Below are 20,929 nucleotides of genomic sequence, written 5' to 3'. Positions count from 1 at the left end.
CTCCCGCTGTGGGTCTACACAAGCGGCACGGCGCACAGACGCTTATGCCAGGCGATAGCGGATTGGTCGGTCAGGGTAGCGACCTGATCAACCACCACGCGCCGCCGCTCGACGTCTGACGCTGCGTACCGCCAATCAGCGGAAAAAGCGGCATCCAGGTCGATGCCATCGTTGAGGTAGAGGGTGTCAAGTAGCTCCGTGAGGAGTCCACGCTGGCGGGCGTATATAGGTTGACGTTTGCCACTCGCCATCACGAACGCCGCCACGACCCCCTTGAGGACAGCGATCTCAGACCGCACCTCGGCAGGCACCACCACATCTGCGCCGAAACGCACGAGGCTCTCCCGCGGAAACGCCAGGCGCGTGGCATCCGTCGCGGCCCGGGCAAACCGCCCAATCATCTGACTCGTAAAGTTCTTCAGGGTGGCGTGATCACGACGCGTACCCGCCCACCCGGTAAGCCATAGGGGGGACGCCGCCAGCCGGTCAAACGCGGCCCGCAGATCGTCCTCACTCATTTCGTTGCCCGCCCAATCAGCAACAGCCCGGATAAGCGAGTCGTGACCCACACGCGAACTCAGCATCGCGGGATCAATGTACTCCCCCACAATCGCATCCTCAAAATCGTGCACCGAGTAGGCGATATCGTCTGAGAGATCCATGACCTGAGCCTCGATACACACCCGCCCCTCGGGCGCACCCGAGCGCAACCAGGCAAACACCGGAAGATCATCCTGATAGGCCCCAAACTTCTGCCGCCCGCTGGGATCGCCCACGGCATTGCTCAGTGCCCAGGGATACTTGCAACTCGCATCAAGGCTCGCCCTGGTGAGATTGAGGCCGTAACCGCGCCCATCAGGGCCAAAAACCTTGGGCTCCAATCGTGACAGGATGCGTAGTGTCTGCGCGTTACCCTCAAACCCCCCGGCAGCGGCCGCCCAATCATTCAAGGCCCGCTCACCGTTGTGTCCAAATGGCGGGTGACCCAGGTCGTGCGCAAGACAGGCGGTATCGACAACGTCCGGGGCGAGTCCCAGCGATGCGGCCAACTCGCGACCTACCTGGGCCACCTCAAGCGAGTGGGTCAGGCGGTTGCGGGCAAAATCAATACCAGCGGTGGGGCTCAACACCTGGGTTTTGGCAGCGAGCCTGCGCAGGGCACTGGAATGCAGCAGCCGGGCACGGTCACGGGCAAAATCGCTCCGCTCCGAGTTCTGATGCTCCTCGGGTAACCATCGTTCCTCATCGTGTGCGGTGTACCGTTCATCTCCCACTGCACGGGCCGGATACTGCACGGGAAGACTATCCGCCACTGGTATCCAACTCCGCTCCGCTGAGTTCTGTTCCTTCGACGCTCGATAGAACACGGCTGTTCAACCAGCCATCCGGCAGCGCAGTCTTTTTGGCCGACCCGGCGCGACCCCGTGGACCCTCAGCATCCGCCCCCGGATAAGGTGCCTCCGCGTCAAGGGTAGCCAGAATGTCATCCATCTGGGCGAGCGATTCGACAAGCGCGAGGCTGCGCCGTGTCTCTGCGCCCACCGGATACCCCTTGAAATACCATGCAATGTGTTTACGGATGTCACGGCACGCCCGCTCCTCTCCGCCGAAGAACTCCACAAGCAGTTCGGCGTGTCGGCGCAGCGCAGTCGCAACACCACCCAGTGCGGGGTGGGTCTGGGCCGCGCGCGCCTCCGCGGCCGTGAGCTCACCCCGCCGGGCCCGGAAGGCGGCGGCCAGATCGCCGAAGAGCCAGGGTCGGCCCAGACATCCTCGACCGACGACCACACCATCGCATCCTGTTTGTTCCATCATGCGGATGGCGTCTTCAGCTGACCAGATGTCACCATTGCCTAAAATAGGGATGCTCGTGACCTGCTCCTTGAGAGCGCCGATAGCATCCCACTGTGCGTGGCCCGAATAAAACTGGTTGGCCGTGCGCCCGTGTAGGGCAACCGCCGCTGCACCCGCACCCTCGGCGGCCTTGGCCGCCTCAATATACGTGAGATGTTCCGCATCGATACCCATACGCATCTTAACGGTGAGGGGGATACTTCCAGCGGCCGCGGCCGCACGCTCAACGATGTCGCGAAACAGGTCGCGTTTCCAGGGAAGGGCGGCACCGCCACCCTTCCGGGTGACCTTGGGCACGGGGCAACCAAAGTTGAGGTCGATGTGGTCTGCACGATCCTCGGCTACCAGGAAGGTGACGGCCTCAGCAACTGTGGCCGGGTCAACCCCGTAGAGCTGGATCGAGCGGGGTGTCTCGCTCTCGTGGTGCTGTATCAGGCGCAGGGACTCGGGTGTGCGCTCAACAAGCGCCCGACTCGTAATCATTTCGCTCACGTAGAGACCCGCACCGTATTCTCGGCAGAGTCGGCGAAAAGCGGTGTTCGTGATACCCGCCATGGGTGCCAGGATCACCGGGACATCCATCTGGATAGTGCCGATACTCAGCTTCGACGGGGTTGGGGTCGCTACAGTCACCGGATCATTCTCCCAGATAGATCTGGGTACCGTTACACGCGCTGAAGAACGGCTAATCTACGGTGGGTGCGTCCACGGCCCCGCCAAAGCGCCGATCACGATACGCATACTGGTCAATGGCCCGCCACAGGTCCGTACGGGAAAAGTCTGGCCACAAGGTGTCCAAAAAGACCATCTCGGCATACGCCGACTGCCAGAGCAGAAAGTTACTTGTCCGCTGCTCGCCCGAACTGCGCACAAAGAGGTCCACATCCGGCATCTCGGGCAGATAAAGATACTTGCCAATTGTTTTCTCTGAGATCCCGGCGGGTCTAAGCCGACCCGCCGCAACGTCATCGGCGATCCTGCGCACAGCATCCGAGATCTCCATGCGCCCCCCATAATTAACACACATCGTGAGCGTGAGCGTACTGTTGTTGCGGGTGAGCTCCTCGGCCTCCCGCAGCTCACTAATCACCGAGCCCCACAGACGCGGTTGACGCCCCGACCAGCGTACCCGTACGCCCCAGGCATTGAGCTGGTCACGACGGCGACGTAATACCTCGCGGTTGAAGCCCATCAGAAAACGTACCTCATCCGGGGAACGACGCCAATTCTCCGTCGAAAACGCGTAAACACTCAGATGTTTTACCCCCATCTGGAGCGCCCCGGCAACCACGTCAAGCAGGGCGGCCTCACCGGCCCGGTGCCCCTCAATACGAGTAAGGCCGCGCTTATTGGCCCAGCGCCCGTTACCGTCCATCACGATGGCTACGTGGCGAGGCACCCGTGGCGGGATACTCTCCGGCCGCACCCCAGTCCAGTCCACCGGAATCAGCGGCTGCGGTGACGGGGATGCGCTCACACGTCGCTTTTTTTCACTCACGGTTCTAGCGTAGTGGCACTTAGTGACCGTACCGGAGCGAGCGGATGCCACGCTCAATATGCCACTGCGTGTATGCCGACACAAAGCCTCTGGCCTGCGCGCGGGTCCCCTCGCCATGCGCTTTCGCTCTCCCCCACTCACCGGCAAGAAGCGTGCCGAGCAGCGCGATAGTCTCAGCCGACATTCGCGGAGAGCCGGGGGGCGCACATGCGTCACACACTGTCCCGCCCAGCTGAACAACCAGAGCGGTCCCACCGCCGTGCGCTGCGGGAAGTTCGCCCCCACACCGCACGCACTCCGAAAAGTTAGGGGCCCATCCGGCCAGAGAGAGCGCGCGCAACAGGTACGAGTCTCGGGTGAGACCCGGAGGATGCTCACCCCGCGCGAGAGACCGCAACGCACCCACCAGCAAGAGATACTGTTGCCGCGCGGGTTCATCCTCGGTGGTCAACCGCTCGGCCGTCTCAACCATCACGTTGGCAACAGCGTAGCGATCAAAATCGGCCGCGATATTGCCGCCGTACGCGCCGAGTGTCTCAGCTTGCGTAATGGTGTCGAGCGTACGTCCCTCAAAAAACTGGATATCCGCCACCATAAACGGCTCCAGTCGGGCCCCAAATTTAGATGCGGTACGCCGCACACCCTTCGCCACAGCCCGAATCTGTCCGCGATCACGACTGAGCATTGTAACGATGCGGTCTGATTCCCCCAGTTTGTGGGTCCGCAGCACAACGGCTTCGTCACGGTAGAGGGGCATCTACCAATTATCAACCCTCCTAGGGGACAATAGTGTGTGCTCAACAGTAGTTTTACGATCCCGTGGTGGGGCGATCTCCTTGCCGTCGGCATCGGCAGCCTTCAGGGTGCCATGTTTGCCGCAGGGTTTAAAAAGATTGACCTGCTCGGCGTGGCCCTCATCGGCGTGGCCACCGGGCTCGGCGGTGGCCTGCTTCGAGACATCCTCCTGGGTGTGACCCCCGTAGCCTTTCAAAGCAACCCCTACCTAATCGTGGCCTCGGCAGCCGCCCTCATCGGCATGTTCCTTCAGCGCGTGTTCACCAAGGTAGACCCGGTGATTACCGCCCTGGATGCCCTCACCATCGGCCTCTTCGCCGCAATTGGCACCACCAAGTCGTTGTCTCTCGGGCTCCCCATCGTGCCCTCAATTTTTATCGGCTGCGTCTCGGCCGTCGGTGGGTCAATCCTGCGGGATGTGTTCCTCAACCTTCCCATCGCGCTCATGCATGTGGGATCGCTCTATGCGGTCGCAGCGATGGCCGGGGCTGGTTCGCTCGTTCTGTGTCTGCTGCTCGGACAACCCGTCGAGGCCGCTGCAGCCGTGTGTGTGATCGTGACAACCGTGATCCGTCTCCTGGCCGTGCGTTACGGCTGGAGCTTGCCGGAGCAGCGCGCGCTCAGCCGCATCCGCCGCCGCGAAACACCCCGACTACCGCGCCCGCCTCGGGGCAGCTCACGCCCCCTGTCGCTGAGACGACGTCGGCCGGGGGAATCCTCGTTAACCGGAACAATCCCCGTCATCCGCACGCATACGAGCAGCATACCCACCACACGCCCGCGGACAGGGAACAACGCAACCCTCCGAACTCTGCGTAGCGCTGAGCACCGACCCAACGAACCTGAACACCGCGCCTAGCCAGGTTTGTCTCGTCTGAACTACCGGTGGGCAGCCACCCACAGTATGTCTGCCCACCGATTTATCTAGTTATATTATGCTCCCGCACCGATCAAAGCCGACTCATTCAACCGAATCGAGCGGTTCACTGAACTGACAATAGCTTTGAGCGTCGCGGTCGAGATATCGGGGTCAATACCCACCCCCCAGAGGCGCTGTCCATCCACCTCGAGGTCAACATAGGCCGCCGCAACAGCGTCACCGCCCTCGCTCATCGCGTGCTCAACGTAGTCGTACAGGGTTACCTCATGACCGTGTTCGCGCATAACCGAGATGAATGCATCGACCGGGCCATTACCGGAGGCTGACACGGAGGCTATCCCCTCGTCAACCCGTAAATCAACGCTCAGTTCGGTGCCCCCGCCCAGATCACTACTGCTCGATGTACGGGTAATCTCGTAACGGCCCCACTTGGCGTGTGACGCTTCAACGGGTGCGGGCAGATACTCGTCCTGGAACACCGACCAAATCTGGTCGCTCGAGAACTCGCCGCCCTCGGCATCCGTTTTGCCCTGCACAACAGCGCTGAACTCGACCTGCAGTCGGCGCGGCAGGTCGAGCGAGTGGTCAGCCTTAAGCAGATAGGCCACACCGCCTTTACCGGACTGCGAGTTCACTCGAATCACGGCCTCGTAGGTACGACCTACGTCCCTCGGGTCGATCGGCAGATACGGAACAGCCCAGGGGATGTCATCGACCGTCACACCGGCGGCAGCAGCATCAGCCGCCATCCGCTCGAACCCCTTCTTGATGGCGTCCTGGTGCGAGCCGCTGAACGCGGTGTACACCAAATCACCGGCCCAGGGGCTACGCTCGGCCACACGCAATTGGGTACAGTACTCGGCCTTGCTACGAATCTCATCGAGGTTACTAAAGTCAATCTGCGGGTCAATGCCCTGTGTGAACAGGTTGAGGCCCAAGGCCACTAGGTCCACGTTTCCCGTGCGCTCCCCATTGCCAAACAAGCAGCCCTCGATACGGTCAGCGCCGGCCATGTAGCCCAGCTCGGCGGCAGCGATGCCCGTACCACGGTCGTTATGCGGGTGGAGTGAGATGATCACGTTCTCCCGGTGGTTGAGGTGGCGGCCCATCCACTCGATCGAGTCGGCGTACACATTGGGTGTTGTCATCTCTACGGTTGAGGGCAGATTGAGGATAACCTTGCGCTCAGGCGTGGGCTGGAAGACCTCCAGCACGGCATTGCACACCTCAACCGCAACCTCCAACTCGGTGCCGGTGTAGCTCTCGGGCGAATATTCATAGTAGATATCGGTGCCAGCTGCGATGGTCTCAGCAGCCACGCACAGTCGCGCGCCCTCGACGGCGATCTGAGTGACTCCCACAACATCAGTACGGAACACCACATCTCGTTGCAGCACGCTCGTAGAGTTGTACAGGTGTACAATGGCCCGTTTGGCCCCGATGATCGACTCATAGGTGCGCTTAATTAGGTGTTCGCGAGCCTGGGTGAGTACCTGAATGGTGACATCGTCCGGAATGGCGTTCTCTTCGATGAGACTCCGGACAAAATCAAAGTCGGTCTGGCTCGCGCTGGGAAACCCCACCTCGATCTCTTTGTAACCCATCTGGACCAGCAGGTCGAACATGATGCGCTTGCGGTCGGGGGTCATCGGGTCGATGAGGGCCTGATTACCATCGCGCAGATCCACCGCACACCAGCGGGGTGCCTCGGTAATGCGCTTAGAGGGCCAGGTGCGGTCGGGCAGTTCCACGACGATCTGCTCGTGGAACGGCCGATACTTGTGGATCGGCATCCCGGAAGATTGTTGTGTGTTTTCCATGATCTTAGAGTCCTTCTTCAGCTACTTAAAACGGCTGAGCCAACGACAAACTCCGCGACGAGGGAGGCCCAAAAAGCTAGGACTCGTCGCGGCAGCTAAGAAGGAGCATGCTGTAACCCACGCACCCACGTTAGCACCAACTGGGCAATTCGAAAACTTCATTTCTCGCGACCTTGGCCAACACACACGTTTTGTGACGTCGAGGAGGACCATACTGCACACGCCGACCCCCGCTCGCACGTGCGGCCCACCCGCGAGCAGGCGACCCGTCTGTAAGGATACACTCTGCCCTCGCCGCCACATCGTTACGGGGATGTCAAGAAAAGGCCGAACGCGACGCAGCGCTCCCGCCTAGAAGCCGAGTCTGCCCAACATTTTCGGGTCCCGCTGCCAATCCTTTGCTACCTTAACCTGGAGCGAAAGAAACACTTTCGAGCCCACGAGCGGCTCGATCTGTGCCCGAGCTACCCGACCCACCTCTCGGAGCCGCTCGCCACGATGACCAATGATGATGCCCTTCTGGCTATCACGTTCCACATAGATGTTGGCATAGATTTCGACGAGCGGTTTATCCTCGCGCACAATAGTATCCTCGACCGACACCGCGATCGAGTGGGGCAACTCGTCACGAACACCGTCCAAGGCTGCCTCACGAATGTATTCGGCGATGCGGTCGTCATCCATCTCATCGGTGACAGCCTCGTCCGGGTAGAGCTGGGCCGAGACGGGCATCAGCTTAACGAGCTCGCTAGAGAGCACATCAACCTGCTCACCGGTGAGGGCGGACAGAGGGATTACGGTATCCCAGTCACGCAGCATCCCCAATTCGGCCAACTGATCAATCGCCTCAGTACGTGTGGCCACATCCATCTTGGTCAAGATCGCCACCTTCTTCGCACGCGGAAACAGGTCAAGCTGCTCATTGATAAAACGGTCACCCGGGCCGATCTTCTCATTGGCCGGAACACAGAAACCGATCACATCAACATCGCCCAGAGTCGATTTCACGAGCGCATTGAGTCGCTCCCCGAGCAGAGTACGGGGACGGTGGATACCGGGAGTATCCACGACGATAATCTGACCGTCACCGCGGTGTACGATGCCACGAATCGCGCGACGTGTCGTCTGAGGCTTGTCGCTCGTGATCGCAATTTTCTCCCCCACGAGCGCGTTGGTCAGGGTAGATTTTCCTACGTTAGGCCGACCAATAAAAGAGACAAAACCGGCGCGATACGCGGGTGCGGGAGTTCCACCGCGCGGCTTACGTTTTTTCGAGGTGCCGGTGGCGGGTTCCTGCCCCACAGGGGTACCCCCCACCGGCTCGGAGAAGGTGTCATCAATCGGTGTCATGGGCTGTCCTGTTCTCTGGCTGATCGCCTGCGTCGTGTATGGCGGTGAGATGGTCATCTGCCCGCGCGGTGATTGTTGAGAGCATTTTCCCGCGCCCCTCGGTGCGCTCCGCGACGAGGATCAGGCCACCAGCCCGTACCTCGTCGCCGACGGTGGGGAGGCGTCCGTGAACTTTGGCAAAAAGACCTCCCACAGAATCCACCTCATCGTCATCCAAATCAATACCGAAGAGCTCACCCAGGTCGTCAATGGGGACGCGCGCATTCACCCGGTATAGGCCACCGCCCAGATCTTCGATGGGTTCCCGACTGCGATCATGCTCATCAAGGATCTCCCCCACGAGTTCTTCAAGGAGATCCTCGAGCGTTACCAAACCGGCGATACCGCCGTACTCGTCAACGACCATTGCGAGATGGTTTGATTCCAGCTGCATCTGTTTGAGTAGTGAGTCAACCTTCTGAGACTCCGGCACAAATACTGCCGGCTTCATGAGCTGAGTAACGGGGGTCACCTCTAGCGTATCCGGGTGCCGAAACAGGGCTTTACTCACATCCCGCAGATAGAGGATGCCCTCGATATTGTCCGCATCCTCCCGGACCACAGGCAGACGAGAGTGGCGTGACTGCATCAGGATCTCCATGGCGCTAGCCAGAGTTGCGGAGGAATCAACCGTCACCATATCGGTACGGGGCAGCATCACCTCACGAACCAGGGTCTCGTTGAACTCAAAAATCGAGTGGATAAGTTCGCGGTCATCGTCCTCCAGCAGATCCTGTTCCGCAGCTTGGTCAACCATGCTGAGGAGCTGCTGTTCGTTGCTAATGCCCGCTGAGCGCGGACGGCCGGGAGTTACCCTGTCTCCGAGGCTGACCAGACCATGTGCGGCCGGGCCCAGGACGACCCGAACACCACGGATGAGCGGTGCCGCAAAAGCCAAAATACCCTCCGGGTGGTGCCGACCCACGCTGCGGGGACTTGAGCCCACGAGCACAAACGACACTGCCGTCATTACCAGGGCCGACACGATCAGGGCCAGCCACAGCTCATCAATGGTGAACGCGAGCGTCAGCGTCACGAGAACGGCTGAGGTCGTTTCTGCGATAACGCGGAAAAAGTTCGTCGCGTTCATATGCGCGCCGGGGTCATGAGCAATCGCACGCAGTGCCGAAGCCGAACGGCGGTGGTGTGCCGCAAAGTCTTCCAACTCAGCACGGGAAAGCGAATTAATAGCGGCCTCAGAAGCCGCAAGTAGACCGCCCAGGGCGATCAGCGCGAAGGCGAGGGTCAGGAAAGCAACAACAATCCCGAGGGTCATCGACGGTGCTCGCCCGCCGCGAAACTCAGAAGAATATCGCGCTGTAAGCCAAACATTTCTTTCTCCTCCGCGGGCTCAGCGTGGTCAAAGCCCAGCAGGTGCAGGATGCCGTGGGTGAGCAACATCAGAATCTCATCCTGAACCGAGTGCCCGGCTGCCGCTGCCTGGGTCTCGGCCACCTGGGGGCAGATCACCACATCACCCAGGAGGCCAGCTGGCGTGACGGCATCAACCGTGCCGGGACGCAACTCGTCCATCGGGAAACTCAGCACATCAGTCGGGCCAGGTTCGTCCATCCACTGAACATGCAACTGTTCCATAGCGACCTCGTCAACCAAGACAACGGCCAACTCGGCATCCGGATGCACCTTCATGGCATCGAGAGCAAACACCGCGAGGCGTTGCAGCGCGGCCTCATCGACCGGGTACTCAGACTCATTATTAACCTCGATGCTCACGCGTTCCCCGCCTTTTTCTGCTGTTTGGTGTGTGCCACGGCTTGCCGCTCGGCGTCGTATTCGGTGTAGGCGTCGATAATACGACCCACGAGCGTGTGCCGCACCACATCCTCACTCGTCAATCGGGCAAAATGGATGTCTTCCACCCCATTAAGCACGCGAGTTACGAGCCGCAATCCGCTCGCCGCGATGGGGAGATCAACCTGCGTAATATCGCCCGTGATCACCATACGCGAGCCAAAGCCTAGGCGGGTGAGGAACATTTTCATCTGCTCAGGAGTGGTGTTCTGCGCCTCGTCAAGCACCACAAACGACTCGTTGAGAGTGCGCCCACGCATATATGCAAGCGGGGCAACCTCAATCGTGCCGTTGTCGATCAGCTTGGGTACCACATCCGGATCCATCATCTCGCTCAACGCGTCGAAAAGCGGCCGAAGGTAGGGGTCAATCTTGTCTTCCAGGGTACCGGGCAAGTATCCTAGGTTCTCACCGGCCTCCACCGCGGGACGGGTCAAGATAATGCGACTCACCTCCTGCCGCTGAAGCGCCTGTACGGCCTTCGCCATAGCAAGATAGGTCTTACCCGTTCCCGCAGGACCAATACCAAAAACGATTGTGTTGTCGTCAATCGAGGCCACATACTCGCTCTGCCCCACGGTTTTGGGTCGAATCGTCTTGCCCCTGGCGCTCAGGATGACCTCACCCAACACCTCAGAGGGCCGGTTTGTCGAGCCGGAGTTCACTAACTTGCTACTCTCTTTGACATCGCCGGTGTTCACACGGACTCCTTTTTGGGCCACGGCCAACAACTCACGGAGTACGGTAGCTGCAGCGGACACACTCGATGCGGGGCCGTCCATCGTGAGAATGTGGCCACGGATATGGAGGGATACGGTGGGATAGTGGGCCTCGACATCCCGAATGAGGTCGTCACCAGGCCCCAGGAACGAGACAAGATCGACACCATCAAGATGGATCACATCCCGAGCACGGTGCGGAGAACTGGACACACTTGAGGGCTCTTGACTACTCGGCACCGAGAGTATGCTCCTCCAGGCCACCAGCCAAAACGTGCGCGTGCACGTGAAAAATGGTTTGGCCAGCTGACGGGCCGTTGTTAAAAATAAGACGGAACTCGCCGTTGGCATGTTCCTCGGCCATCCGCTTGGCCACCGCCACCAGCTCAGCGAGCAGCTCGGGGTCACCGGCGGCCAGCTGGGTTACATCACGGTACTCACTCGTCTTGGGGATCACGAGGATGTGCACGGGTGCCCGGGGGGCCTGATCCGCAAACGCAATCACACGCTCGGTCTCGGCGAGAAGTTCAACGGGAATCTCGCCGGACACAATTTTACTAAACACGGTGGGTTCTGCAGACATAGGTAGAAGTCTATCGAGAGTACCCCGGATTCGGTGCGTCTCCGCTGGAAAACGATACCCTCCAGGGGATAAGCACAGCACATCTGCCGACCCGGCCGGGTCTGAGCGCTCTGGCGTCCGGACACCCATAGGGTAGACGCATGAGGTTTTTCGCATGAGCATCACCCCCGTCCGAGCCCTTGATCTTGGTAGATATGACCCCCGCCTAGCGGGCCGCAGCATCAGCGGACACCGCCTCGTTCAAAACAGCCGCGCAGTGATACACGGAGATATTTTCGTGGCTCTCGGCAGCACCGGGGCTGATGGCAGCACCTTTATCGGCGATGCCATAGCCCGCGGGGCGAGCGCTGTACTCTACGACGCCTCGGTAGCGGTGGGACACGAATTTTCCGATCACACCCACGGAGTCCACAACCTTCACGATCAGCTGGGTCAGATCGCCGATGACTTCTATGCGTGCCCCTCAGCCTCACTCACACTCGTAGGGGTCACCGGCACCAACGGCAAAACCTCGGCCGTGCAGCTCATCAGCCAGGCCTGGCACCGGCTCGGTATCCCGTCAGCCAGCATCGGCACACTCGGGGCAGGTCTCTACGGAGACATCAGTATCAACACGGGCCTCACCACGCCGCCCGTAACCCAAATTCACGAGCTACTGGCCGAGTTCCGAGATGAGGGCGTCACCCACGTTGCCATCGAGGTGAGCTCCCATGCTCTTGAGCAGAACCGCGCTGCCGGGGTCAAGTTCGACACTGCAGTGTTCACCAATCTCACACGAGACCACCTCGATTACCACCACACCATGTCCGCCTATGCGGCGGAAAAAGCCAAAATTTTCCGCCTCAGCGGAGTGCGTAACGCGGTGATTAATCTGGATGACCCCTACGGCGACGAGTTTTACCGCGCCGAGGCCGCGCACCTCGTCCGTATCGGCCTCAGCTCACGGGGACACGCGGATGCAATGATTCGGGCCGACGGGGTGCAGCTCACGGCCCAGGGCATCACCTGCACCCTGACAATTGGTCACAGGTCGTTCCCCCTGCACAGCAGTCTCCTTGGCCGCTTTAACGTGGATAACCTCCTCAGCTGTGCCGGTGTTCTGCACGCGCAGGGGGTGTCAGCCGATACAATCGTCACGACCCTAGGCACTCTTCAGCCGGTATTTGGCCGAATGAATCGTATCCAGCCCGACCCCTCGCTCCCCCTTGTTATCGTTGACTACGCACATACCCCGGATGCTCTCCGTCAGTCGCTCAGCGCACTCGCCGAGCACGCCTCCGGTCGGATTCTCACGGTCTTCGGGTGCACCGGGGATCGAGACCGCGGCAAACGGCCCGAGATGGCCCGAATCGCGGAGGACTCCTCAGATCTTGTGATCGTGACCGACGACGATGTGCACCACGAAGATGGTGATCGCATTCTCGACGACATCCGACCAGGATTCCAACGCCCTGAAGCCGTCGTGGAGGAGCGCAACCGCGCCAAGGCAATCGCCTACGCCATCGCACATGCTGGCCCCGCAGACATCGTGTTAATCGCGGGCAAGGGGCACGAAAGCTATCAGGTTGTGGGCGAAAAACGAGTGGGCTTCAGCGATACTGCTTGCGCCGAGCAGCTTCTCCAGAAGCGCCTCGCTGCTTCGCACACTGAGGCAGGCTAATACCTAGTATCACCTACCAGCGGTTGAGCGCCGCGTTCACGAGTGCCAGCGCGGCCGGACCGGCCGTCGAGGTGCGCAGGACGGTCTCGCCGAGAGCCACCCGCACCGCACCTGCTGAGGCTAACATCTCCAGTTCCCGTGGCGACAGGCCGCCCTCAGGTCCGACCACAATCACGATCTCACCACCCACCAGCGGGGTAAGCCACTCAATACCAAGCCGAGATAGTCGCTGGTCAGCCTCCGGGTCAAGAACAAGAACCCGATTGTTCGCCGCGAGAGCGACTAGTCCAGTAATGTCTACGAGTGGGCGCACAACTGGCAGGCGGAAACGCAACGACTGCTTAGCCGCCTCCCGGGCGACCTTTGACCAGCGGGCAGTCCCCTTCAGAAGTTTGTCACTCGTCCAGCGGGACACTGATCGTTCGGCCTGCCACGGGATTACCGCGTCAATACCCATCTCGGTCACAGCCTCAACCGCCCGCTCGTCGCGATCGCCCTTAGCCAGTGCCTGTACCAGCACGACACCGGGCGTCACGACGGGGCGTGTCTCAACGGCGGTGACCACCAGCTCTAGGCTCCTGGGGGTGGCCGTTCGCACCGAGCACTCGGCCCGGACACCTGCCCCGTTTCCCACCAGGATGCTCTCCCCCACACGCAGCCGACTCACCGTGACGGCATGCCGAGCCTCGTCACCGCTCAGCACCACGAGCGCGCCGGGGGCCAGATCATCGCCCGCAAGCGACTCATCAAAATAGAGGTTGCTCACGAATGCGCCCGCTATCCGCGGAAGAAACGGTCACGCAATTTACTGAACATGCCCTGTTGGAAGTGCCCCAACTCGGGGGCTGGCGGTTGGGATGATTCAGCGAGCTGACGTACCAGCTCCCTCTCCTTATGGTTAAGGCGCTGGGGGGTAAGAATTTGGAGGGCAATCTTGAGATCACCGCGCGTATTGCCTCGCATCTTGGTGATCCCCCGGCCTTTGACCGTAATGACCTCGGCGCTCTGGCTACCCGCCTTGATGTCGATGGGGACCTCGCCATCTAGGCTACGGATGCTCGTTGTGGTGCCAAGAATGGCGTCCGTCATCGCTACCTCAAGAGTGCAGAGCAGGTCCTCGCCATCGCGGCTAAAGATGTCGTGGTGGGCAATACGGAACTCAATAAACAGGTCGCCATTGGGCCCCCCGGCAGGGCCGGCCTCACCGCCGCCGCGCAGCTGCATACGCGCCCCCGAGTCGATACCCGAGGGAACCTCAACCGTAATGGTGCGCTGCGCACGCGTGCGTCCATTGCCGGCGCAATCGGGACAGGGGTGGGGAATCGTGGTGCCATACCCCTGGCACGAGCCGCAGGGGTGATTCGTGACAACATTGCCGAAGAGCGAGCGCACCTGCCGCTGGATAACTCCCCGCCCATGGCACACGTCACATGTAGCGGGTGAGGTGCCCGGTTGGCAGCAGGAGCCGTAACAGGTCGCACACGTCACAGCAGTATCAATTGTGACCTCGCGGGAGGTGCCAAAAACGATGTCGTCAAGCTCAACGTCAACACGAATGAGGGCGTCCTGACCGCGTTCGGCCCGCTCACGCGGGCCGGAATTACCACTGAAACCGCCGCCAAAGAACGTCTCAAAAATGTCGCCGAACCCGGTGAAGTTACCGCCCGCACCGCCCGGCCCTCCACCAAGATCATACTGCTGGCGCTGCTGCGGATCGCTCAGCACATCGTAGGCGTGGGTCACGTCCTTGAACTTCTCGGCGGCCGCCGGATCGGGGTTTACATCGGGATGCAGCTCTCGGGCGAGCTTACGGTATGCCTTCTTGATCTCATCAGGGGTCGCCTCACGCGAAACACCCAAAACATCGTAGTGGTCAGCCACCGAGGGCTACTCCTTTTCTCTGGTTAATCACAGTCTGTCCGAATTATGCACACCCGGGCGAGCCGGGGGTGATAGAAAGTTAATGGATATCCTCGCCAAACATGCGGCTCAGATATCGTGCGACGGCGCGCACTGCCGCGATATTACCCGCGTAGTCCATGCGGGTTGGCCCGAGCACAGCCAGCCGTGAGACGGAGTTGGCAGAGGACTCATAGCCCGTCGAAAGTACCGAAGTCTCCTCCAGGCCAAACGCCCGGTTTTCCCGGCCGATACTGATCCCCATCCCTGAGCCATCGAGCTCCAATTCGCCAAAAAGCTTGAGCAAAACAACCTGTTCCTCGATGGCATCTAGCAGGGGCGGAAGATTACGATTGAAATCGTTTTCAGTGCGCACCAGATTTGCGGTACCTGCCATGACGATGCGGTCGCTACGGTTGGCAGAGATCTGTCCGGCAACGATATCGAGCAGTGCCAGCTCTCGCACATCAACCTGGGATTGTACCGTATCGTCACGCATCGCGCGAACAGTCGCACTGGCGGTCGCGAGATCACTGCCTACAATCGTGGTAAGAACACGATCACGCAGAGCGTGCAGCCAGGCCTCATCAACGGGATCGGCGGCCAGCGAGGAGAGGTCGATCGTGCGCTGTTCCACCACGCCGTTACCCGCAATAAGGACCGAAAGCACCCGGCCTGGGGAGAGGGCCACGAGTTCCAAATGTCGCACCACGTTCTTGGCAAGCGAAGGATACTGCACCACGGCGACCTGGTTAGTGAGCTGGGATAGGAGGCGGACGGTGCGTGCCAACACGTCATCTAAATCTGCGGACTCGGCGAGAAAGTGCTCAATAGCGTGGCGCTGCGCGGAGGAAAGTGGGCGGCGATCAGCAAGCCGATCCACAAATACGCGGTACCCCTTGTCGGTGGGAATTCTCCCGGAAGAGGTGTGCGGGGCCACGATCAACTCTTCATCTTCAAGCTGGGCCATATCGTTACGGATCGTCGCGGCCGACACCCCAAAGGAGTGCCGATCAACAATTGATTTGGAGCCCACAGGCTCACGCGACTCAACGTAGTCGGTCACGATGGCACGCAGAACTTCAAGCCCTCGCTCTGAAACCATGACACCTCCCGTGAATCAGCGACCGCACCAATTGGCACTCGTTAAGTCCGAGTGCCAATTCTACCCCTAATTGAGCCGGATACCGCGTACATTCATCCCCGACCGGTGTTAGTCCGCAGTCTCGGCCAGCAGTCGGTGCACCACAGTATCCGCGAGTAGCCTGCCACGGAGCGTCGGAACGACCTCACCCCGCAGCGCGCTGCCGGGATCAAGCAGGCCATCGGCAATGAGCCCGGCAACCGCGAGACGCCCCTCACTCGTGAGCTGTGTGGTGGGCAGACCCTCCGCTAATCGCAAACGCAACAGCACGCTCTCAACCCGCCGGGTTTCCTCATCAAGAATCTCTCGGGCGGCCGCGGGCGATATCCCAGCGTTGATCCGATCGGCATAGGGCGAGGGGTGTTTAACGTTCCACCAACGTACTCCGCCCACATGGCTGTGCGCCCCAGGACCGACCCCCCACCAATCCTCGCCAGTCCAGTAGGACAGATTGTGTCGCGACCGATCAGTCAGGGTCTGTGCCCAATTACTGATCTCGTACCACTCGAACCCAGCGTCGCCCAGAAGCCTATCGACCAGCTCATACATGTCGGCGTGCAGGTCATCGTCGGGCTCGGGATACACCCCCCGACGAATCTGGCCCGCCAGCTTGGTACCCTCCTCGACAATGAGCGCGTAGGCCGAGATGTGGTCCGGTTGGCAGGCAAGGGCAGCCAGCACCGAAGTATGCCAATCGCCCAATGACTCCCCCGGGGTACCGTAGATGAGGTCGAGACTTACACCCAAACCCACCTCGCGAGCCCACTGCACCACGAGAGGTACCCGCTCCGGGTTGTGGGTGCGGTCGAGCGTCGCGAGTACATGAGGCACCGCCGATTGCATCCCAAAACTCACACGCGTAAAACCTCCGTCGTACAACTGCTGCAGGTAATCTCGATCAACAGAGTCGGGGTTCGCCTCCGTGGTAATCTCTGCCCCGGGTATCATCCCCCACTGGTCACGAATTGTATCGAGGATACGCACCAGGTCCTCGGCAGGCAGGAGAGTCGGCGTTCCACCTCCGAAGAAGACAGTGTTCACGGAACGCTCCGGAATACCCGAGGCAGCCAACGCCCGCTGGGCGAAGCTGAGCTCACCCTCGGCCAGCGACACAAAATCGCTCCGTGCGGCCCCCCGCAGTTCCTCGGCGGTATAAGTATTAAAATCGCAATAACCGCAGCGCACCCGACAAAACGGAATGTGGACGTACACCCCAAAGTTGCGCGTGTGAGCACCCACTCGGGCGCTAACCGGAAGAACCCCATCCGAGGGCGCGGGGATACCATCGGGAAGAACAGAGGGCATCCTGTTATTGCTCGTCGCTACGTGGAATAGCAGTGGCCCCAATCGCCTGAGTGGGGCGCAGCGCCCGTAACTGCTGGCGCGCACGCTCCTGGGCAGCACGGATGGCAGCCGTGCGCAAGGGCGCTTTCCACAGCGGCTGGACCACCTCGTGGAACCCACGGAATACAGCCCAGACGGTGTCATCCTCGCGCTGTTCCACGAGGTACAGTTCCTCGCCCACCGGGCCATTCTCGTCAACGGTACCGTAGGCGAATCCGATGCGTAGCGGCTCTTCCACTACATAAATCACGCGGACCTCGCGAGGGTCACCGCCAAGAGACTTGTGCGGCGCAAGAGTCGCCTCAATGCCCGGGGTGATGTAGGGGATGCCCTCCGCAGAGAACAACTGCTCGTCACGCTTGGGCACTACAAGAGGGTGACCATCCTCGTCAAACCGGACCCCCCGATAGTGGTTCCCGGTTCCTGCCCGCACATCACGCACCTCAAACCCGGCACCTCGCTGGGCACCCCACGTCATGAGGTGAGAACTTGCAATACGGAATCGCTCGTGACCGCTGCCCAGTTTGACAGCGTCCTCGCTGGGCGTGGATCCGACCGGAGGGTACTTCATCAGCGTAGCCTCACGAGTCGCACCGATCGCACCGTAGCTGATGGGCAGCTCGTCGTGTGTCGATCGGCGAGTCATCATTTTTTCTCTTTCGATTCAGTGTCCCCCGAGAGGGCGGCAATGAAGGCTTCCTGGGGAACCTCCACGCGCCCCACCATTTTCATCCGCTTCTTGCCCTCTTTCTGCTTTTCGAGCAGCTTACGCTTACGGGAGATATCCCCGCCATAACATTTCGCCAACACGTCCTTACGGATAGCCCGGATACTCTCGCGAGCGATGATTCGGGCACCAATAGCAGCCTGAATCGGCACCTCAAACTGCTGGCGGGGAATGAGATTCTTCAGGCGCTCGGTCATCAGCACACCGTAGGCGTATGCCTTATCACGGTGAACAATGGCGCTGAACGCGTCCACTTGCTCGCCCTGGAGCAGAATGTCCACCTTGACCAGGTCGGCTTCCTGGTCCCCCATGGGCTCGTAGTCGAGACTCGCATAGCCCTGAGTGCGGCTTTTCAGGTGGTCAAAAAAGTCAAAAACGATCTCACCGAGAGGGATGCTATAGCGCAACTCCACACGATCCTCACCCAGGTATTCCATGCCCAGCAGATTGCCGCGGCGGCTCTGACAGAGCTCCATGATCGTACCCACGTAGTCCTTCGGGGCCAGGACGGCCGCCTTGACAACGGGCTCACGTACACTCGCGATCTTTCCGCCGGGAAACTCGCTCGGGTTTGTCACGATCGCGACCTTTTTATCGTCGGTCATAACCTCATAGATCACGGACGGCGCGGTGGCAATCAGGTCGAGATCAAACTCGCGTCGCAGACGCTCGGTGATGATCTCCAGATGCAGCAGGCCGAGGAAGCCCACGCGGAACCCGAAGCCCAGGGCAACCGAGGTTTCCGGCTCGTAGTTAAGTGCAGCATCCGACAGTTTAAGCTTGTCAAGCGCCTCGCGCAGGATCGGATAGTCGCTGCCATCAATCGGGTACAGACCCGAAAACACCATGGGCTTCGGATCAGTGTAGCCGGGTAGCGCCTCGGTGGCGGGCTTGTTGCTCGTCGTGACGGTGTCGCCCACCTTGGACTGGCGAACGTCCTTGACGCCCGTAATAAGATAGCCGACCTCACCCACCGAAAGGCCCTGTGACGGGCGGGGCTCGGGTGAGCTGACACCAATCTCCAGTAGCTCATGCACGGCGCGAGTTGACATCATCTGAATCTTCTCGCGGGGCGAGAGACTACCGTCGATCATCCGCACGTAGGTCACAACGCCTCGATAGGCGTCATACACCGAATCAAAGATCATGGCGCGAGCCGGAGCGTTGGGATCCCCGACGGGCGGGGGAACCAACTCGGTCACGCGGTTGAGAAGCGCCTCAACACCAACTCCAGTCTTGCCGGACACCCGGAGCACATCCTCGGGCGAGCCGCCGATGAGGTTGGCGAGTTCCTGTGCATACTTATCGGGGTCGGCGGCCGGTAGATCAATCTTATTGAGCACCGGGATGATGGCTAGGTCATTCTCCATGGCCAGGTAAAGGTTGGCGAGTGTCTGAGCCTCGATACCCTGCGCCGCATCCACCAGAAGCAGTGCGCCCTCACACGCCGCAAGCGACCGGGACACCTCGTAGGTGAAATCCACGTGGCCTGGAGTGTCAATCATGTTCAGGCAGTAATCGGTGCCAGCCACGCTCCAGGGCATCCGCACGGCCTGACTCTTAATCGTGATACCGCGCTCACGCTCAATATCCATCCGATCAAGATATTGGGCGCGCATATCGCGGTCACTCACCACACCGGTTGTCTGCAACATCCGATCAGCTAGCGTGGACTTGCCGTGGTCGATATGCGCAATGATGCAGAAGTTACGAATAACCGCCGGATCGGTTGCGGCGGGAATCGGTGGGTTATCAGATCGTGGAGACATCGCCGATAATTGTCCCACATCGGGAGATTAAGCGCTAAAGCTCATATGCCCACGCGTCGGGCTCACCCGCCAGAGTGGACGTCGAGATTCGGCTAAGTTGCGGCGTTCAGGTACAGCCAGTGCCCCCGCTCCCGGACAAATGCGCTCACCTCTGTGCTGTTCGCCCCGCCCGCTAGAACCCGGAATACCACGAAAGTATGCGCGAAATTCGACCATGCCCCGCGTATCGAGCATACCGCCCCGCTCGACAGCCACGATATCGAGGCGATACCAGCTCATGTTGGCATCCAGTTCCAGCTCAGCCGGTCGCGTCTCCGGGTGCCATGTACTCAGGAGATATCGAGCATTGCCCACCGCGTAGGCGCTGAAGCGGGAACGCATGAGCCTGACGGCCGTTACCGGGGTTTCGGAACCGTTGTGCAGCGGACCACAACAGAAGCCGTATTTTTCGCCGCTCAGGCACGGGCAGCGCGCGGAATCTCTCAACGCCGCTCCGGCAGAAGAAGGTGTCTGTGGTAAGGCTTCGCGTGTCATCCCCCCATTATCGACCGGACGCCCCCAGACACCCTTCGGTGCGGTCACTATCGGCGTGTTTGCGCTGGAATCTCGAAGAAGAAACTGGTAGTGTCGGTTGTTGGCTTGCGTGTGGGTGTATCCGCACGAAACCGGTGAGTGCCTCTCACACTCGGCGGATCCATTATTAGACATCAAACGAAAGACATACCTAACGTGGCAAATATTAAGTCGCAGATCAAGCGCATTGGCACCAACAAGAAGGCCCAGGACCGCAACAAGGCGGTCAAGAGTGAGCTCAAGACAGTCGTCCGGGCCACTCGCGAGGCTATCGCCACTGGCGATAAGGACAAAGCCACCAGCGCTCTCGCCCTCGCAGCGAAGAAGCTCGACAAGGCAACGAGCAAGGGCGTTATCCACCAGAATCAGGCCGCTAACCGTAAGTCGGCCCTGGCCAAGAAAGTTGCTGCCCTGTAACATCAGCAGTCATAAAGTTTGTGGCTAGCACTGACAAAAATGCCCC

20 protein-coding genes are annotated in these 20,929 nt (G+C 60.3%); 3 read left to right on the top strand and 17 right to left on the bottom strand.

From position 1 onward, the window contains the following. Window positions 1-14: 14 nt before the first annotated feature. From FB466_RS10780 to recO, 4 genes are read right to left on the bottom strand one after another with little or no spacing between them, the layout of a single operon-like run. Window positions 15-1,313 carry a deoxyguanosinetriphosphate triphosphohydrolase gene (locus tag FB466_RS10780; protein WP_425460908.1) on the bottom strand — a complete coding sequence of 433 codons (1,299 nt, stop codon included), beginning with the start codon at window positions 1,311-1,313 and terminating at the stop codon, window positions 15-17. Continuing rightward, on the bottom strand, window positions 1,303-2,487 hold the full coding sequence (dusB, locus tag FB466_RS10775) for a tRNA dihydrouridine synthase DusB (protein ID WP_281285174.1): 1,185 nt from the start codon (window positions 2,485-2,487) through the stop codon (window positions 1,303-1,305). The genes FB466_RS10780 and dusB overlap by 11 nt, the downstream gene beginning before the upstream one ends. Before the next feature lie 52 nt (window positions 2,488-2,539). Next, complete coding sequence (locus tag FB466_RS10770) at window positions 2,540-3,352, bottom strand: isoprenyl transferase (RefSeq protein ID WP_246054633.1); 813 nt, start codon at window positions 3,350-3,352, stop codon at window positions 2,540-2,542. A 19-nt stretch (window positions 3,353-3,371) separates the two neighbouring features. Continuing rightward, window positions 3,372-4,109, bottom strand: a complete 738-nt coding sequence (gene recO / locus FB466_RS10765; RefSeq protein ID WP_141918412.1) for a DNA repair protein RecO — start codon at window positions 4,107-4,109, stop codon at window positions 3,372-3,374. 36 nt (window positions 4,110-4,145) lie between these two features. Here recO and FB466_RS10760 point away from each other — a divergent pair, with 36 nt between their 5' ends. Further along, complete coding sequence (locus FB466_RS10760; RefSeq protein WP_141918411.1) at window positions 4,146-5,006, top strand: trimeric intracellular cation channel family protein; 861 nt, start codon at window positions 4,146-4,148, stop codon at window positions 5,004-5,006. 74 nt (window positions 5,007-5,080) lie between these two features. Here the strand turns inward: FB466_RS10760 and leuA are convergent, their stop codons facing one another. The 6 genes from leuA to FB466_RS10730 all read right to left on the bottom strand — a co-directional run bounded on the left by leuA (window position 5,081) and on the right by FB466_RS10730 (window position 11,350). After that, window positions 5,081-6,847 carry a 2-isopropylmalate synthase gene (gene leuA, locus FB466_RS10755; protein ID WP_141918410.1) on the bottom strand — a complete coding sequence of 589 codons (1,767 nt, stop codon included), beginning with the start codon at window positions 6,845-6,847 and terminating at the stop codon, window positions 5,081-5,083. Window positions 6,848-7,198: 351 nt separating this feature from the next. Beyond that, window positions 7,199-8,197: a GTPase Era gene (era, locus tag FB466_RS10750; protein WP_141918409.1), complete on the bottom strand. Its 999-nt coding sequence runs from the start codon at window positions 8,195-8,197 to the stop codon at window positions 7,199-7,201. Further along, window positions 8,184-9,512: a hemolysin family protein gene (locus tag FB466_RS10745; RefSeq protein ID WP_141918408.1), complete on the bottom strand. Its 1,329-nt coding sequence runs from the start codon at window positions 9,510-9,512 to the stop codon at window positions 8,184-8,186. The genes era and FB466_RS10745 overlap by 14 nt, the downstream gene beginning before the upstream one ends. Beyond that, window positions 9,509-9,970 carry an rRNA maturation RNase YbeY gene (ybeY, locus tag FB466_RS10740; protein WP_141918407.1) on the bottom strand — a complete coding sequence of 154 codons (462 nt, stop codon included), beginning with the start codon at window positions 9,968-9,970 and terminating at the stop codon, window positions 9,509-9,511. Before ybeY ends, FB466_RS10745 begins: the two co-directional genes overlap by 4 nt. Continuing rightward, window positions 9,967-10,980: a PhoH family protein gene (locus FB466_RS10735; protein WP_246054632.1), complete on the bottom strand. Its 1,014-nt coding sequence runs from the start codon at window positions 10,978-10,980 to the stop codon at window positions 9,967-9,969. Before FB466_RS10735 ends, ybeY begins: the two co-directional genes overlap by 4 nt. A gap of 16 nt (window positions 10,981-10,996) precedes the next feature. After that, entirely contained in the window at window positions 10,997-11,350 is a 354-nt protein-coding gene (locus tag FB466_RS10730) for an HIT domain-containing protein (protein ID WP_141918405.1), read from the bottom strand. A 154-nt stretch (window positions 11,351-11,504) separates the two neighbouring features. On the opposite strand from FB466_RS10730, the gene FB466_RS10725 reads away from it, so the two are divergent. Beyond that, complete coding sequence (locus FB466_RS10725) at window positions 11,505-13,010, top strand: UDP-N-acetylmuramoyl-L-alanyl-D-glutamate--2,6-diaminopimelate ligase (protein WP_141918404.1); 1,506 nt, start codon at window positions 11,505-11,507, stop codon at window positions 13,008-13,010. Window positions 13,011-13,023: 13 nt separating this feature from the next. Here FB466_RS10725 and FB466_RS10720 read toward each other — a convergent pair whose 3' ends face one another. The 7 genes from FB466_RS10720 to FB466_RS10690 form a co-directional block, all read right to left on the bottom strand. Beyond that, entirely contained in the window at window positions 13,024-13,776 is a 753-nt protein-coding gene (locus FB466_RS10720) for a 16S rRNA (uracil(1498)-N(3))-methyltransferase (protein WP_141918403.1), read from the bottom strand. An 11-nt stretch (window positions 13,777-13,787) separates the two neighbouring features. Then, window positions 13,788-14,891, bottom strand: coding sequence for a molecular chaperone DnaJ (gene dnaJ / locus FB466_RS10715; protein ID WP_141918402.1), 1,104 nt, complete (start codon window positions 14,889-14,891; stop codon window positions 13,788-13,790). A 79-nt stretch (window positions 14,892-14,970) separates the two neighbouring features. After that, complete coding sequence (gene hrcA, locus FB466_RS10710; protein WP_141918401.1) at window positions 14,971-16,014, bottom strand: heat-inducible transcriptional repressor HrcA; 1,044 nt, start codon at window positions 16,012-16,014, stop codon at window positions 14,971-14,973. Between the two features lie 108 nt (window positions 16,015-16,122). Next, on the bottom strand, window positions 16,123-17,358 hold the full coding sequence (gene hemW, locus FB466_RS10705) for a radical SAM family heme chaperone HemW (protein WP_141918400.1): 1,236 nt from the start codon (window positions 17,356-17,358) through the stop codon (window positions 16,123-16,125). A gap of 4 nt (window positions 17,359-17,362) precedes the next feature. Further along, window positions 17,363-18,046, bottom strand: a complete 684-nt coding sequence (locus FB466_RS10700; protein WP_141918399.1) for a DUF1990 domain-containing protein — start codon at window positions 18,044-18,046, stop codon at window positions 17,363-17,365. After that, on the bottom strand, window positions 18,043-19,893 hold the full coding sequence (gene lepA / locus FB466_RS10695; protein ID WP_141918398.1) for a translation elongation factor 4: 1,851 nt from the start codon (window positions 19,891-19,893) through the stop codon (window positions 18,043-18,045). Before lepA ends, FB466_RS10700 begins: the two co-directional genes overlap by 4 nt. A 27-nt stretch (window positions 19,894-19,920) precedes the next feature. Continuing rightward, window positions 19,921-20,274: a YchJ family metal-binding protein gene (locus FB466_RS10690; protein WP_342777456.1), complete on the bottom strand. Its 354-nt coding sequence runs from the start codon at window positions 20,272-20,274 to the stop codon at window positions 19,921-19,923. Between the two features lie 348 nt (window positions 20,275-20,622). Between FB466_RS10690 and rpsT the strand changes: the two genes are divergently transcribed. Further along, the gene (rpsT, locus tag FB466_RS10685; RefSeq protein WP_141918397.1) at window positions 20,623-20,883 is read left to right on the top strand and encodes a 30S ribosomal protein S20; all 261 of its coding nucleotides are present in this window, start codon (window positions 20,623-20,625) and stop codon (window positions 20,881-20,883) included. Window positions 20,884-20,929: the final 46 nt, after the last annotated feature.

Source organism: Klugiella xanthotipulae (assembly GCF_006716695.1).
In the GTDB taxonomy this organism is placed as follows: Bacteria; Actinomycetota; Actinomycetes; order Actinomycetales; family Microbacteriaceae; genus Klugiella; species Klugiella xanthotipulae.
The sequence above is the reverse complement of the archived record's forward strand: the minus strand, read 5'-3'. Positions and strand labels throughout refer to the sequence as shown.